Below are 14,711 nucleotides of genomic sequence, written 5' to 3' on the forward strand. Positions count from 1 at the left end.
AGGCCAGCCATAGGCCAACGCCCTTGCCATGCACCCTTAGAGAATCCGCATGCAAACTTTTTTTATCGCGCCCACCGATTTTGGTGTGGGTCTGACCTCCATCAGCCTCGGGCTGGTGCGTACGCTGGAACGGGCCGGGCTGAAAGTCGGCTTTTTCAAACCGATTGCCCAGCCGCATCCGGGCGACACCGGCCCTGAGCGCTCCACTGAGCTGGTGGCCCGCACCCACGGCCTGAAGCCGCCGCAGCCACTGGGCCTGGCCCACGTCGAGCGGATGCTTGGCGACGGTCAGCTCGACGAACTGCTCGAAGAAATCATCGCGCTCTACCAACAGGCAGCCATCGGCAAAGACGTGCTGGTCGTCGAAGGCATGGTGCCGACCCGCAGCGCCAGCTATGCCGCACGGGTCAACCTGCACTTGGCCAAGAGCCTTGATGCCGAGGTGATTCTGGTTTCGGCGCCGGAAAACGAAGTGCTGACCGAACTCTCCGGCCGCGTCGAGTTGCAGGCGCAACTGTTCGGCGGCCCGAAAGACCCGAAAGTCCTCGGCGTGATCCTCAACAAGGTCAAGACCGACGAAAGCATGGACGCCTTCGCCGCGCGTCTGAAAGAGCATTCGCCGTTGCTGCGCAGTGGTGATTTCCGCCTGCTCGGCTGCATTCCGTTCCAGCCCGAACTCAATGCCCCGCGCACCCGCGACGTCGCCGACCTGATGGGCGCCCAGGTGCTCAACGCCGGCGACTACGAAACCCGGCGCATGACCAAGACCATCATTTGCGCGCGCACCATGCGCAACACCGTGGACCTGCTCAAGCCCGGCGTATTGGTAGTAACCCCCGGTGATCGCGATGACATCATCCTCGCCGTCAGCCTCGCGGCCATCAACGGCGTACCGCTGGCCGGCCTGCTGCTGACCAGCGACACCCTGCCGGATCCACGCATCATGGACCTGTGCCGTGGCGCGTTGCAGGCTGGCTTGCCGGTGTTGTCGGTGAGCACCGGTTCCTACGACACCGCCAACCTGCTCAACGGCCTGAACAAGGAAATCCCCGTCGACGACCGCGAGCGCGCGGAGATCATCACCGATTTCGTCGCCAGTCATCTGGATGCCAACTGGCTGCACCAGCGCTGCGGCACGCCGCGAGAAATGCGCCTGTCACCGGCGGTGTTCCGCTATCAATTGATTCAACGCGCCCAGGCCGCCAACAAGCGCATCGTCCTGCCCGAAGGCAGCGAGCCGTTCACCGTGCAAGCGGCGGCGATCTGTCAGGAACGCGGGATTGCCCGCTGTGTGTTGCTGGCCAAGCCGGCAGACGTCGAAGCCGTGGCCCGGGCCCAGGGCATCGTGCTGCCGCCGGGGCTGGAAATTCTCGATCCGGACCTGATCCGCGAGCGCTACGTCGAGCCGATGGTCGCCCTGCGCAAGAGCAAAAGCCTCAACGCGCCGATGGCCGAGCAGCAACTCGAAGACACGGTGGTGATCGGCACCATGATGCTGGCGCTGGATGAAGTCGACGGACTGGTCTCCGGCATCATCAACACCACCGCCAACACCATCCGCCCGGCCTTGCAACTGATCAAGACGGCGCCGGGCTGCACGCTGGTGTCGTCGGTGTTCTTCATGCTGTTCCCCGAAGAAGTGCTGGTCTACGGCGACTGCGTGATGAACCCGCACCCGAGCGCCAGCGAACTGGCCGAGATCGCCCTGCAAAGCGCCGACTCGGCCGCCGCATTCGGCATCACCCCGCGCGTGGCGATGATCAGCTACTCCAGCGGCGAATCGGCCACTGGCGAGGACGTCGAGAAAGTCCGCGAAGCCACCCTGCTCGCCCACGAACAACAGCACTCGCTGCTGATCGACGGGCCGTTGCAGTACGACGCCGCCGCCAACGAAACCGTGGCCCGGCAACTGGCGCCGAACAGCCAGGTGGCCGGTCGCGCCACGGTATTCGTGTTCCCCGACCTGAACACCGGCAACACCACGCACAAAGCCGTGCAACGCAGCGCTGATTGCGTCAGCCTCGGCCCGATGCTGCAAGGCCTGCGCAAACCGGTGAACGACCTGCCGCGCGGCGCGCAGGTCGACGACATCGTCTACACCATCGCCCTGACCGCGATTCAAGCTGCCAACCGACCTCTGGATATCTGACCCGATGCTGGCCTTTCTCCCTGCCACCCTGCGCGGCGTGATCGCCGCGCTGCTGCTGGCGCTGAACACGATCCTGCTGTGCTCGTTCCTGTTTCTCGTGGCGCTGATCAAAGTGCTGCCGTTCGACCTCGCACGCCGTGCCTCGCGCTGGCTGATGAGCCACACCCACGAAGCCTGGATCAGTAACAACAAAGGCTGGATGAACCTGGTCCGCCGCACCCGCTGGCACCTCAGCGGCCTGCAAGGCCTGGACTACCAGCATTCGTACCTGATCACCAGTAACCACCAGAGCTGGGTCGACATCCTGGTGCTGCAATACGTGCTCAACCGACGCATCCAGCCGCTGAAGTTCTTCCTCAAGCAGGAACTGATCTGGGTGCCGGTGATCGGTCTGGCGTGGTGGACGCTGGGCTTTCCGTTCATGAAACGCTATTCGAAAGCGTATCTGGAGAAACACCCGGAAAAGAAAGGCAAAGACCTGGAAACCACCCGCAAGACCTGCGCGAAATTTCGCGACAACCCGGTGGGCATCTTCAACTTCGTCGAAGGCACACGCTTCACCGAAGGCAAGCACGCGCAGCAACAGTCACCGTTCAAATACCTGCTCAAACCCAAGGCCGGCGGCATTGCGTTCGTGCTGGATGCGATGGGCGAACAGCTGGAATCGATCGTCAACGTGACGATCCACTACCCGGGCGGACGTCCAGGCTTCTGGGACCTGCTGTGCGGCAACGTGCGGGATGTAGTGGTGCACTTTGAAGAACTGAAAATCCCTGCGCAGTTCATCGGCAAGAACTACGACCAGGACGGCGAATACCGCCTGCAATTCCAGGGCTGGATCAACCAGCTGTGGCAAGACAAGGATGCGCTGCTGGAACAGATGCATCGCGAATATCCGAACCAACGCTGATCCCCCCGAGGCCCCCCCCGACAGAAACAGGCCGGCCGTCAGGCTGGCTCCCACAGGAAAGCAATTCGCTTCTCGCTTCCCACCACTCAACACGATGAGCGTTAGCTCGAGTAAAGCTTTTGACGTGCCGGCCCCATCGGAAGGCTGAGTGGAGGGATTCATCCGGGGGTGGGCGCGCAGCGCCGTTTGGCGGAGCCAAACACATCGAGAGGAGGTGCAGCGAAGCAAACCGTAGGCGATGCCCCCGGATGAATCCCGGAACGAAGGAACACCGAGCCAAAGCGAGGTGCCGAACGCCGGGGCCCAGCGTTTTGGTTCCTTTTGGGCGTTTGCAAAAGGGACTCGCCGTAAGGGCGAAACCGCCAGCCGCAGCACCCGCAAAAACGGATATTCACCCCAAAAAAGCCAAAAAAAAGCCCACCGATAATCACTCACCGGCGGGCTTTTTTATCAGCAGCTAACGCTTAAATCGCGCCACGCTTACGCAACAGATCCAACACCTGCTTCACACTTTCATCCAGCGACAACGACTGAGTATCGATCACCAGATCAGCATCCAACGGCACGTCGTACGGGAAAGACTCACCCGGAATATTATCGCCACCCGCAGCGTACAACCCTTGCGGATCACGCTCTGCGCAAACAGTCGGCGAAGCCTGGACATAGACCGTCAGCAAACGCTCCTTGCCGATCAGATCTTTCGCTTGTTCACGACCTTCAGCACTCGGCGCCACGAACGCAGCAAGCGTCAGCAGACCCGCTTCGTTGAACTGACGCGCCACGTGAGCGGCACGACGCCAGTTCTCGGTACGACCGGCGCGATCCTGCGGCAGACCTTTGTTGAGGTCGTGACGCAGGTTCTGGCCGTCCAGCACAAACACCGCACGACCGAGGTCGAACAGTTTGCGCTCGACCGCGTACGCCAAAGTGCTCTTGCCCGCGCCGGACAGGCCGCTGAACAGCACGGTCGCCGGTTGTTGACCGAAACGCTGAGCGCGCTCTTCGGTCGCTACATGAGCCAGCTTGCCGTGGTGCGTAGCCGTGCCATGAGTCACTGGCTGCGCGACGATCATGCCGGCGCCAACGGTGCCGTTGGTCAAACGGTCAATGATGATGAACGCGCCGGTGGTGCGGTTGCTGTCGTAACCGTCGAGGGCGATCGGCGCATCGAGCGCGATCCTGACCTTGCCGATTTCGTTGAGCTGCAACGCGCTCGCCGGGCCTTCTTCGAGGGTGTTGACGTCGACCTTGTTGACGATGCTGGCGATGGAGCCCGGCACGTAACTGGTGGCGCGCTTGATGTCGTATTTCTTGCCCGGCAGCATCGGCTCTTCAGCCATCCACACCAACATCGCTTCGAAGCTGTCGGTCACCGGCGGTACGTTGTCGGCGTGTACCAGCAGGTCGCCACGGGAGATGTCGATCTCGTCTTCCATGGTCAGCGTCACGGCCTGGCCAGGACCTGCGTGTTCCAGTTCACCTTCGAAGGTGACGATGGATTTCACGCGGCTGCTCTTGCCCGACGGCAGGACCACGACTTCGTCGCCCTTCTTGACGATGCCGCTGGCCAGGGTGCCGGCGAAACCGCGGAAGTTCAGGTTCGGACGGTTGACGTACTGCACCGGGAAACGCAGATCGGTGAAGTTGCGGTCGCCCGCCACTTCCACGGTCTCGAGGATTTCCATCAACGACTGGCCGGTATACCACGGCGAGCGCTCGGACTTGTTCACCACGTTGTCGCCCTTCAGAGCGGACATCGGCACGAAGTGCATGCTCGTCGGCTTCATCTTCAAGCCTTCGGCGAACTTCAGGTAGTCGGCCTTGATCGACTCGAACACGCCCTGATCGAAGCCTTTGAGGTCCATCTTGTTGATGGCGACAACGATGTGCTTGATGCCCAGCAGGGATGCGATGAAGCTGTGGCGACGGGTCTGGGTCTGCACGCCGTAACGGGCGTCGACCAGAATGATCGCCAGGTCACAGGTGGATGCACCGGTGGCCATGTTGCGGGTGTACTGCTCATGGCCGGGGGTGTCGGCGATGATGAATTTGCGCTTGGCGGTGGAGAAATAGCGGTACGCGACATCGATGGTGATGCCCTGCTCGCGCTCGGCCTGCAGGCCGTCGACCAGCAATGCCAGGTCGATGTCGTCACCGGTGGTGCCGACTTTCTTCGAATCGCGGGTGATGGCTTCGAGGTGATCTTCGTAGATCATCTTCGAGTCGTGCAGCAGGCGCCCGATCAGGGTGCTCTTGCCGTCGTCGACGTTACCGCAGGTCAAAAAGCGCAGCAGCTCTTTACGTTCGTGCTGGCCCAGGTAGGCGAGGATGTCCTCGCTGATCAAATCAGACTGGTGAGACATGACAACCCCTTAGAAATAACCCTGACGTTTTTTATCTTCCATCGAGCCTGCGCCATCGTGGTCGATGACCCGGCCCTGGCGCTCGGAAGTTCGCGTCAGGAGCATTTCCTGAATGATGTCCGTCAGGCTTTCGGCCTCGGACTCCACCGCGCCCGTCAACGGGTAGCAGCCAAGGGTACGGAAACGCACTTTCTTTTTGACGATGCGCGCCTTGTCCTCATCGGACAGGTGTTCGAGGATGCGCTCGTCATCGATCATGATCAGCGTGCCATTCTTCTCGATCACTTCGCGCTCGGCGGCGAAGTACAGCGGAACGATCGGGATGCCTTCGAGATAGATGTACTGCCAGATGTCCAGCTCGGTCCAGTTCGACAGCGGGAACACACGAATGGATTCGCCCTTGTTGACCTTGCCGTTGTAGACGTTCCACAGCTCCGGACGCTGGTTCTTCGGGTCCCAGCGGTGTTTGCTGTCGCGGAACGAGTAGACGCGCTCCTTGGCGCGGGACTTCTCTTCATCGCGACGGGCACCGCCGAAGGCGGCGTCGAAACCATGCTTGTCGAGTGCCTGCTTCAGGCCCTCGGTCTTCATGATGTCGGTGTGTTTGGCGCTGCCGTGGGTGAACGGGTTGATGCCCTGCGCAACGCCATCCGGGTTGACGTGGGTGATCAGGTCCAGGCCAAGCTCTTCGACCATCTTGTCGCGAAACTTGTACATTTCCTGGAATTTCCACTGCGTGTCGACGTGCATCACCGGAAACGGCAGTTTGCCCGGGAAGAACGCCTTGCGTGCCAGATGCAGCATCACGGCGGAGTCTTTACCGATGGAGTACAGCATCACCGGGTTGTCGAACTCGGCGGCCACCTCGCGGATGATGTGGATGCTTTCCGCCTCCAGCTGTTTCAGATGCGTCAGTTTGTCGACCATGGCTACTCACGAAAGCTTTCTTATGAACGGCCAGCGGGCCGTGTTCGAGCGGGGAATCCTAGCACAGCGACCCCTTCTAATCAGGACGCCAACTAGATCGAAAGGGCATATGAATATGCCCGCTCGTTCGGGTGCTTTTCAGGGAAAAGTCAGATCGGATTCGGGCAGTCGATGAAGATGTGTTCCAGGGCAAACCGCTTCGCCAGATAGTCGCCCAGCGCCTGCACGCCGTAGCGTTCGGTGGCGTGGTGGCCGGCGGCGATGAAGCTGATGTCGTTTTCCCGGGCGCTGTGGAACGTCTGCTCGGAGGCTTCACCGCTGAGGAACAGATCGACGCCGGCAGCGATGGCGTTGTCGATGTAGCCCTGACCGCCGCCGGTGCACCAGCCGACCCGACGGATCATCGCGCTGCCCTCGACCAGCAACGGCTCACGGCCCATGCGTTCCTGTACACGACGGGCGAAGTCGCGGGCGGTCACCGGTTCGTCCAGCGAACCGACCAGGCCGACGATCTTCAGGTTGTCCGGATCCAGCGGCCCTTCGACGGTAATGTCGAGCTGCCGGGCCAGTTGCACGTTGTTGCCGACGTCCGGGTGCAGATCCAGCGGCAGGTGATACGCCAGCAGACTGATGTCGTGTTTGAGCAAGGTTTTCAGGCGCCGCTGCTTCATGCCGGTGACGCACGGGTTCTCGCCCTTCCAGAAGTAACCATGATGCACCAGCACCAGATCAGCCTCGGCTTCGACGGCGGCATCGAGCAGCGCCTGGCTGGCCGTGACGCCGCTGACGATGCGCATCACTTGCGGGCGACCCTCGACCTGCAGGCCGTTGGGGCAATAATCGGCAATTTTCGCACTGCCGAGGTAACGGTCGGCTTCTTCGACCAGGGTGCTCAGGGCGACGGCCATGAAAGACTCCTAAATATCCCGTTCAGAGGCACGCGCGGCCTCGTATAATGCGCGACATTATGGGCGGTCTGACCCCGCCTGCAACTTTTCCAGGACGTGCTTAATGCTCAAGGCGCTGCGTTTTTTCGGCTGGCCGCTGTTGGCCGGCGTGCTTATCGCTCTGTTGATTATTCAGCGTTACCCGCAGTGGGTCGGGCTTCCGAGCCTCGACGTCAACCTGCACCAAGCCCCGCAGACCACCAGCACGCAGCAGGGGCCGGTGTCCTATGCCGACGCCGTGGTCATCGCCGCGCCGTCGGTGGTCAACCTCTACACCACCAAAGTCATCAACAAGCCGAGCCATCCGCTGTTCGAAGACCCGCAGTTCCGTCGTTTCTTCGGGGACAACTCGCCGAAGCAGAAACGCATGGAGTCGAGCCTCGGTTCCGGCGTGATCATGAGCCCGGAAGGCTACATCCTGACCAACAACCACGTCACCACCGGCGCCGACCAGATTGTCGTGGCGCTCAAGGACGGTCGTGAAACCCTGGCCCGCGTGATCGGCAGCGACCCGGAAACCGACCTCGCCGTCTTGAAGATCGACCTGAAAACCCTGCCGTCGATCACCGTTGGCCGTTCCGACAACATCCGCATCGGCGACGTCGCCCTCGCCATCGGCAACCCGTTCGGCGTCGGCCAGACCGTGACCATGGGCATCATCAGTGCCACCGGCCGTAACCAGCTCGGCCTGAACAACTACGAAGACTTCATCCAGACCGACGCGGCGATCAACCCGGGCAACTCCGGCGGCGCACTGGTGGATGCCAACGGCAACCTCACCGGCATCAACACCGCGATTTTCTCCAAGTCCGGCGGCTCGCAAGGCATCGGTTTTGCGATCCCGGTGAAGCTGGCGATGGAAGTGATGAAGTCGATCATCGAGCACGGTCAGGTGATTCGTGGCTGGCTGGGGATCGAAGTACAGCCGCTGACTCAGGAACTGGCGGAGTCGTTCGGTCTGTCGGGGCGTCCGGGGATTGTGGTGGCGGGGATTTTCCGCGACGGCCCGGCACAGAAGGCCGGCCTGCAACTGGGTGACGTGATTCTGAGCATTGATGGCGAGCCTGCGGGCGATGGCCGCAAGTCGATGAACCAGGTGGCGCGGATCAAGCCGACTGACAAGGTCACGATTCAGGTGATGCGCAACGGCAAGGAGTTGAAACTGACCGCTGAAATTGGTCTGCGTCCGCCACCCGCGCCGGTGCAGGAAAAAGAAGAGTAAGACTTTGTTCGCGCCAATGGCGCGAATAACAGACATTCTCAACAGGCATGTTATATTGTTTCAATTAATGCATTGGAACAACATAACATGTCGTCTCGAAAAAAGGCCTCCCTCCTCGGCCTGACCCTTGGGCTGCTGGGCGATCCCGCGTTTGCCGATGAACCGCAAACGCTCGAACTCGACGCCATCAGCGTCACTTCTGACTACGAATCCCCTACCGGGCCGGTCAAGGGCTATCGCGCCACCCGCTCGTCCAGCGCCACCAAAACCGATACCGCGATCCGCGATATCCCGCAGGCCATCAGTGTGGTGCCCGCCAACGTGCTCAAGGATCTGGGCAGCACCAGCGTCGAACGTGCGCTGGATTTCGCCGGTGGCGTGTCGAAGCAAAACAACTTCGGTGGCCTGACGCTTTACGAATACAGCGTGCGCGGTTTCACCACCTCCGAGTTTTACCAGGACGGTTTCAGCGCCAACCGTGGTTACCCGAGCACACCGGACACCGCCAACATCGAGCGCATCGAAGTGCTCAAGGGACCGGCCGCCAGCCTGTACGGCCGAGGCGATCCGGGTGGCACGGTGAACATCGTCACCAAAAAACCGCAGCCCGAGGCCTTCACCACCCTGCAAACCAGCGCCGGCAGTCGGGATCGCTACCGCACGGCACTGGACGTCAACACACCACTCGATGAGCAGGGTAACGTTCTGTCGCGAATCAACCTCGCGGTCGAGGACAACAACAGTTTTCGCGACCATGTCGACAGCAAACGCGTCTTCGTCGCCCCCTCCTTCAGCTGGCAACTGAGCCCGGACACCAGTCTGCTGGTGGAGAGCGAATTCGTGCGCCATAGCTCGACCTTCGACCGCGGCATCGTTGCGCCAAACAATAAATGGAGCGGTGTTTCGCGCTCAACGTTCCTCGGCGAGCCCAACGACGGCAACATCGACAACCACAACAACAAGCTGCAAACCACGCTTGAACACCACCTCAACGATGCCTGGAAACTGCGCCTGGCCAGCCATTACAAGGAAGGCAAACTCTGGGGTTTCGCCTCCGAAAACCGCCCGCTGAACGCCGATGGCCACACCGTCAACCGCCGCTATCGCGAACGCGATACCAACTGGCATGACAGCATCACCCAACTGGAACTGCGCGGCCTGTTCGACCTCGGCAGTTGGCAACACGAACTCCTGATCGGCAGCGAATACGAGAACTTCCGCAAGAACGAACGCGTCACCACCATCGCCGGCGGCCCTTACGCCATCGATATCTATAACCCTGTGTACGGCCAGCCCAAGCCCGACGGTGCACGCTCCGGCACAGACTTCTTCGAACACGTCGAAAGCCATGCGCTGAACCTGCAGGATCAAATCGTCTTCAACGAAAAACTGCGCGGGATGCTCGGTGTGCGATTCGAGCACTTTGAGCAAAACATCGATGACCACAGCCGCAACACCACCAGCCGCCAGACCCACGACGCGCTCACTCAACGTGCAGGACTGCTCTATCAACTGACCCCGGACACCGGCCTGTTCGCCAACGCCTCGACCTCATTCAAACCGAACAACGGCCTCGATGCGGCTGGCAAACCCTTCGATCCGGAAGAAGGCGTGGGTTACGAAATCGGCATCAAGAACGAGCTGTTCGACGAACGTTTAAGCAGCACCCTCGCCTTCTTCCATATCGACAAGGAAAACGTCCTCGCCCTCGACCCGGACACCGACACCAGCCGCGCCATGGGCAAGGCCCGCAGTCGGGGTTTCGATCTGCAAGTCACAGGGCAAGTGACCGACGCCGTCAGGGTGATCGGCGCCTTCGCCTGGATTGACGCCGAAGTCACCAAGGGTGATGCCGCGATTCCTGCCGGTAGCCGCATCCTCGGGGTGGCCAAACGCAGCGGCAGTCTGTTGGGGGTTTACGAGTTTCAGGACGGCCGCTTGCGCGGCTCGGATTTCGGCGCGGCGTTCACCTACGTCGGTGACCGCTCGGGTGAGTCCGGCAGCGATTTCGAACTGCCGGCCTATCACACCATCGACCTGCTGGCCCATTACAAGGCCAGCGACAACATCACCGTCGGCCTGAACCTGAACAACCTGTTCGACGAAAAGTACTACGAGCGCTCGTACAGCAATTACTGGGTCAACCCCGGCGAGCCGCGCAATTTCACGATCAGCCTGACACTTAACCTGTAAAAGGACGTCACCATGCAATACGGCAAATCCCTGCTGCTCATCGCCGCGCTGTTCGCCACTCACGCTTCGGCCCATGGTTTATGGACCGAACAACGGCGCGGCAATATCGAAGTCGTCTACGGCCACGGTGCCGAAGACAATGCGTTCAAACCGCAGAAAGTCAGCGGGGCGTGGGCCTTTGACGCGGGCGGCAAGATGATTCCCGTCAGTGTGCAGCGCCTTGCAGATCACGCCCGCCTGCAACCGTTGAAACCGCCAGCGGTGTTGGCCGTGGCGCTGAACAACGGCATGTGGTCGCAAACCGCCGACAAGAAATGGATCAACGAGGGGCGCAGCAAAGTCCCGGGAGCCATCGAGTCGACCGAGACCCTCAAGTACAGCCTGGCGATTTATCAGTCGGGAGCGAAGCTGCCCAAACTGGACCAGATCAAATTGCTGATTTTGCCGGAGGTCGATCCACTGACCGTAGGGCCGGGGAAATCATTGCCGGTGCGGGTGTTGCTGGATGGCAAACCGGCAGCGGGCGTGAAGTTGATCGGTGACTACCGCAACGCACCGAATACCTTGAGCTCCGAAACCGACAAGGACGGTCGCACAGGTACTGGTGCGTAATGAGGGATTGAATGTGATTGCGGCGCAGGTGGAAGTGCCGGTGAAGGGCAGTGCAGAGGTGAGCAGTCGGGGGTTGTTCAGTTCATTGACGTTCCTGGGCGAACCGCATCACGAATGAATCAACGCTGATCCCTGCGGGGACGGAACCCACAGGGATCAGCGTCGTTTCAGAGGTCGCCGAGACCGTCGATCAACGCCTGATTCTGCTCCGGCGTGCCGATCGAGATCCGCAGGAACTGGGCAATCCGTTGCTGCTTGAAGTGGCGCACGATCACACCCTGCTCACGCAGTTTGGCCGCCAGCCCTGCCGCATCGTGTTGCGGATGCCGGGCGAAGATGAAGTTTGCCGCTGACGGCAGCACTTCAAAGCCTTTGGCCTGCAACTGGGCAACCACCCATTCGCGACTCTCGATGACCAGTGCACAGGTCTTGTCGAAGTATTCGCGATCCTCGAACGCTGCCGCCGCGCCGACATTGGCCATGCGATCGATCGGGTAGGAGTTGAAGCTGTTCTTGATCCGCTCCAGCGCCTCGATCAGGTCCGGATGCCCGACCGCCAGACCGACCCGCAGGCCTGCCAGCGAACGGGACTTGGACAAGGTCTGAGTCACCAGCAGGTTCGGATAACGGTCCACCAGACTGATCGCGGTTTCGCCGCCGAAGTCGATGTAGGCCTCATCGACCACCACCACTGAATCCGGGCTGGCCTTGAGGATCTGCTCGACCGCTTCCAGTGCCAGCAGGCAACCGGTCGGCGCGTTCGGGTTGGGGAAGATGATCCCGCCGTTCGGTTTGGCGTAGTCGGCCGGGTTGATCCGGAACTGCGCGTCCAGCGCCACTGCATCGAACTTGATGCCGTAAAGGCCGCAGTAGACCGGATAGAAGCTGTAGCTGATATCCGGGAACAGCAGCGGCTGATCGTGTTGCAGCAGGCCGTGGAAGATGTGCGCCAGCACTTCGTCCGAACCGTTGCCGAGGAACACCTGGTTACTCTGCACGCCGTAGTAATTGGCGACGGCGTTTTTCAGCAGATCGCTGTTCGGATCCGGGTACAGACGCAGGTTGTCGTTGAGTTCAGTCTGCATCGCCGCCAGGGCTTTTGGCGACGGGCCGTACGGGTTTTCGTTGGTGTTGAGTTTGACCAGGCGGGTCAGCTTCGGCTGCTCGCCCGGCACATACGGCACCAGATCCTTGACGAACGGGCTCCAGAATTTACTCATGTTCAGTTCCCCTTCACTTCGTCTTTGATGCGGTACTCGGCGCTGCGAGCGTGGGCGCTCAGCGATTCGCCACGGGCCAGGATCGATGCAGTCTTGCCCAGTTCCGAAGCACCGGCCTCGGAGCAAAAGATGATCGACGAGCGTTTCTGAAAGTCGTACACACCCAGCGGCGAAGAGAAACGTGCGGTACCGGAGGTCGGCAACACGTGGTTCGGACCTGCGCAGTAGTCGCCCAGCGCTTCGGAGGTGTGGCGGCCCATGAAGATCGCGCCAGCGTGGCGAATCTGCGGCAGCCAGGCCTGCGGATCAGCGACCGACAGTTCAAGGTGTTCCGGGGCGATGCGGTTGGCGACTTCAATGGCCTGGGCCATGTCGCGCACGTGGATCAGTGCACCGCGACCATTGATCGAAGTTTCGATGATGGTGGCGCGATCCATGGTCGGCAGCAGTTTGTCGATGCTGGCCGCCACCTTGTCGAGGAACTCGGCGTCCGGGCTGACCAGAATCGCCTGGGCGTCTTCGTCGTGCTCGGCCTGGGAGAACAGGTCCATGGCGATCCAGTCCGGATCGGTCTGGCCGTCGCACACCACAAGGATTTCCGACGGGCCGGCGATCATGTCGATGCCGACCTGACCGAATACGTGACGCTTGGCGGTGGCCACATAGATGTTGCCCGGGCCGACGACCTTGTCCACCTGCGGCACGCTTTCAGTACCGTAGGCCAGCGCCGCAACGGCTTGTGCGCCGCCGATGGTGAACACCCGGTCGACGCCGGCGATGCACGCTGCCGCCAGCACCAGCTCGTTGACTTCACCGCGTGGGGTCGGTACCACCATCACGACTTCTGTGACGCCGGCAACCTTGGCCGGAATCGCGTTCATCAATACCGACGACGGATACGACGCCTTGCCGCCCGGCACGTACAGACCAGCGCGATCCAGTGGCGTGACTTTCTGGCCCAGCACCGTACCGTCGGCTTCGGTGTAGCTCCAGGAATCCTGCTTCTGTTTTTCGTGATAGCTGCGAACGCGGGCGGCGGCTTTTTCCAGCGCTTCGCGTTGCGGTGCGGTGATGCGGGTCAGGGCCAGTTCCAGACGCTCGCGCGGCAGGATCAGGTCCGCCATCGAGGCGACTTCGAGGCCGTCGAACTTCTGGGTGAACTCGACCAGCGCCGCGTCACCGCGCTCGCGCACAGCCTTGATGATGTCCAGCACCCGCTGATTGACCGAGTCGTCAGACACACTTTCCCAGCTCAGCAGATGATCCAGATGATGCGCGAAATCCGGGTCAGCAGCGTTGAGTCGGCGAATTGCAGTCGGTGCGGTCATAGCGAGAGCCTCATAGGAATGGCAAAAACTCAGGCGCCCTAACTTAGCAGTCGTTTCCGCTTGGGCACCTGAGATTCTGGCTATGAGGCGGATAGACGGGCGCGACTCAAGGTCGCGCAGGTACATCAGCCGCGGTGTCGAGACTCCACTGCCTTGCGCAGGGTGTCGATCAACGCCTGGATTCGGGCGTGTTGCATTTTCATCGAAGCTTTATTGACCACCAGACGCGAGCTGATCGTGGCGATCAGTTCTTGGGGTTCCAGACCGTTGGCGCGCAGAGTGTTGCCGGTGTCGACCACGTCGATGATCTTGTCGGCCAGACCGATCAGCGGTGCCAGCTCCATCGAACCATACAGCTTGATGATGTCGACCTGACGGCCCTGCTCGGCGTAGTAACGCTTGGCAACGTTGACGAACTTGGTCGCAACGCGCAGACGGCCCTTGGGCTCGACAGCACCGATCTTGCCGGCGGTCATCAGCTTGCACTGAGCGATCTGCAGGTCCAGCGGCTCGTACAGGCCTTGCCCGGTGTATTCCATCAGCACGTCTTTACCGGCAACGCCGAGGTCGGCCGCGCCATGCTCGACATAGGTCGGCACGTCGGTGGCGCGCACGATCAACAGGCGTACGTCTTCCTGAGTCGTGGGAATGATCAGCTTGCGGCTCTTGTCCGGATTCTCGGTCGGCACGATGCCCGCTTCGGCGAGAAGCGGCAGGGTGTCGTCAAGGATGCGGCCCTTGGACAGTGCGATGGTCAACATGGGAAACGTCAGTCCTTATCAAGGTACTCATGTCCGGTCGCAATCGGCGCCGGACATACATCGAGGGCGTTACCACCCC

Annotated in this window: 10 protein-coding genes and 1 pseudogene; 5 read left to right on the forward strand and 6 right to left on the reverse strand. The window is 61.1% G+C overall.

All coding sequences use genetic code 11. The annotated features are described in order from the left end of the window. Positions 1 to 49: 49 nt before the first annotated feature. Both pta and yihG read left to right on the forward strand, forming a co-directional pair. A complete protein-coding gene (gene pta / locus AC07N4_RS10310; RefSeq protein ID WP_096819000.1) occupies positions 50 to 2,149 on the forward strand; it encodes a phosphate acetyltransferase in 2,100 nt (699 codons plus the stop codon). A gap of 4 nt (positions 2,150 to 2,153) precedes the next feature. Further along, the gene (gene yihG / locus AC07N4_RS10315) at positions 2,154 to 3,059 is read left to right on the forward strand and encodes a 1-acylglycerol-3-phosphate O-acyltransferase, YihG family (RefSeq protein WP_134825509.1); all 906 of its coding nucleotides are present in this window, start codon (positions 2,154 to 2,156) and stop codon (positions 3,057 to 3,059) included. 464 nt (positions 3,060 to 3,523) lie between these two features. Here the strand turns inward: yihG and cysN are convergent, their stop codons facing one another. The 3 genes from cysN to AC07N4_RS10330 all read right to left on the reverse strand — a co-directional run bounded on the left by cysN (position 3,524) and on the right by AC07N4_RS10330 (position 7,257). Further along, positions 3,524 to 5,422, reverse strand: coding sequence for a sulfate adenylyltransferase subunit CysN (gene cysN, locus AC07N4_RS10320; protein WP_096818996.1), 1,899 nt, complete (start codon positions 5,420 to 5,422; stop codon positions 3,524 to 3,526). Between the two features lie 9 nt (positions 5,423 to 5,431). Then, the gene (gene cysD, locus AC07N4_RS10325) at positions 5,432 to 6,349 is read right to left on the reverse strand and encodes a sulfate adenylyltransferase subunit CysD (protein ID WP_096818994.1); all 918 of its coding nucleotides are present in this window, start codon (positions 6,347 to 6,349) and stop codon (positions 5,432 to 5,434) included. A 149-nt stretch (positions 6,350 to 6,498) separates the two neighbouring features. Further along, positions 6,499 to 7,257 (reverse strand): Nif3-like dinuclear metal center hexameric protein, encoded by a 759-nt coding sequence (locus tag AC07N4_RS10330; protein WP_102619445.1) that lies wholly within the window; start codon positions 7,255 to 7,257, stop codon positions 6,499 to 6,501. 103 nt (positions 7,258 to 7,360) lie between these two features. On the opposite strand from AC07N4_RS10330, the gene algW reads away from it, so the two are divergent. From algW to AC07N4_RS10345, 3 genes and pseudogenes are all read left to right on the forward strand, one after another. Then, positions 7,361 to 8,518, forward strand: a complete 1,158-nt coding sequence (gene algW / locus AC07N4_RS10335; RefSeq protein WP_096818989.1) for a Do family serine endopeptidase AlgW — start codon at positions 7,361 to 7,363, stop codon at positions 8,516 to 8,518. 87 nt (positions 8,519 to 8,605) lie between these two features. Continuing rightward, positions 8,606 to 10,711: a TonB-dependent siderophore receptor gene (locus AC07N4_RS10340; RefSeq protein WP_096818987.1), complete on the forward strand. Its 2,106-nt coding sequence runs from the start codon at positions 8,606 to 8,608 to the stop codon at positions 10,709 to 10,711. A gap of 12 nt (positions 10,712 to 10,723) precedes the next feature. Next, positions 10,724 to 11,441, forward strand: a pseudogene (locus AC07N4_RS10345) (DUF4198 domain-containing protein). A gap of 49 nt (positions 11,442 to 11,490) precedes the next feature. Here AC07N4_RS10345 and hisC read toward each other — a convergent pair. The 3 genes from hisC to hisG all read right to left on the reverse strand — a co-directional run bounded on the left by hisC (position 11,491) and on the right by hisG (position 14,632). Further along, entirely contained in the window at positions 11,491 to 12,543 is a 1,053-nt protein-coding gene (hisC, locus tag AC07N4_RS10350; protein ID WP_493065281.1) for a histidinol-phosphate transaminase, read from the reverse strand. A 2-nt stretch (positions 12,544 to 12,545) separates the two neighbouring features. Beyond that, positions 12,546 to 13,871, reverse strand: coding sequence for a histidinol dehydrogenase (gene hisD, locus AC07N4_RS10355; protein ID WP_096818982.1), 1,326 nt, complete (start codon positions 13,869 to 13,871; stop codon positions 12,546 to 12,548). 125 nt (positions 13,872 to 13,996) lie between these two features. After that, on the reverse strand, positions 13,997 to 14,632 hold the full coding sequence (gene hisG, locus AC07N4_RS10360) for an ATP phosphoribosyltransferase (protein ID WP_096818980.1): 636 nt from the start codon (positions 14,630 to 14,632) through the stop codon (positions 13,997 to 13,999). Positions 14,633 to 14,711 lie beyond the last annotated feature (79 nt).

The sequence above is a fragment of the Pseudomonas sp. GW821-FHT09E04 genome (genome assembly GCF_059416185.1).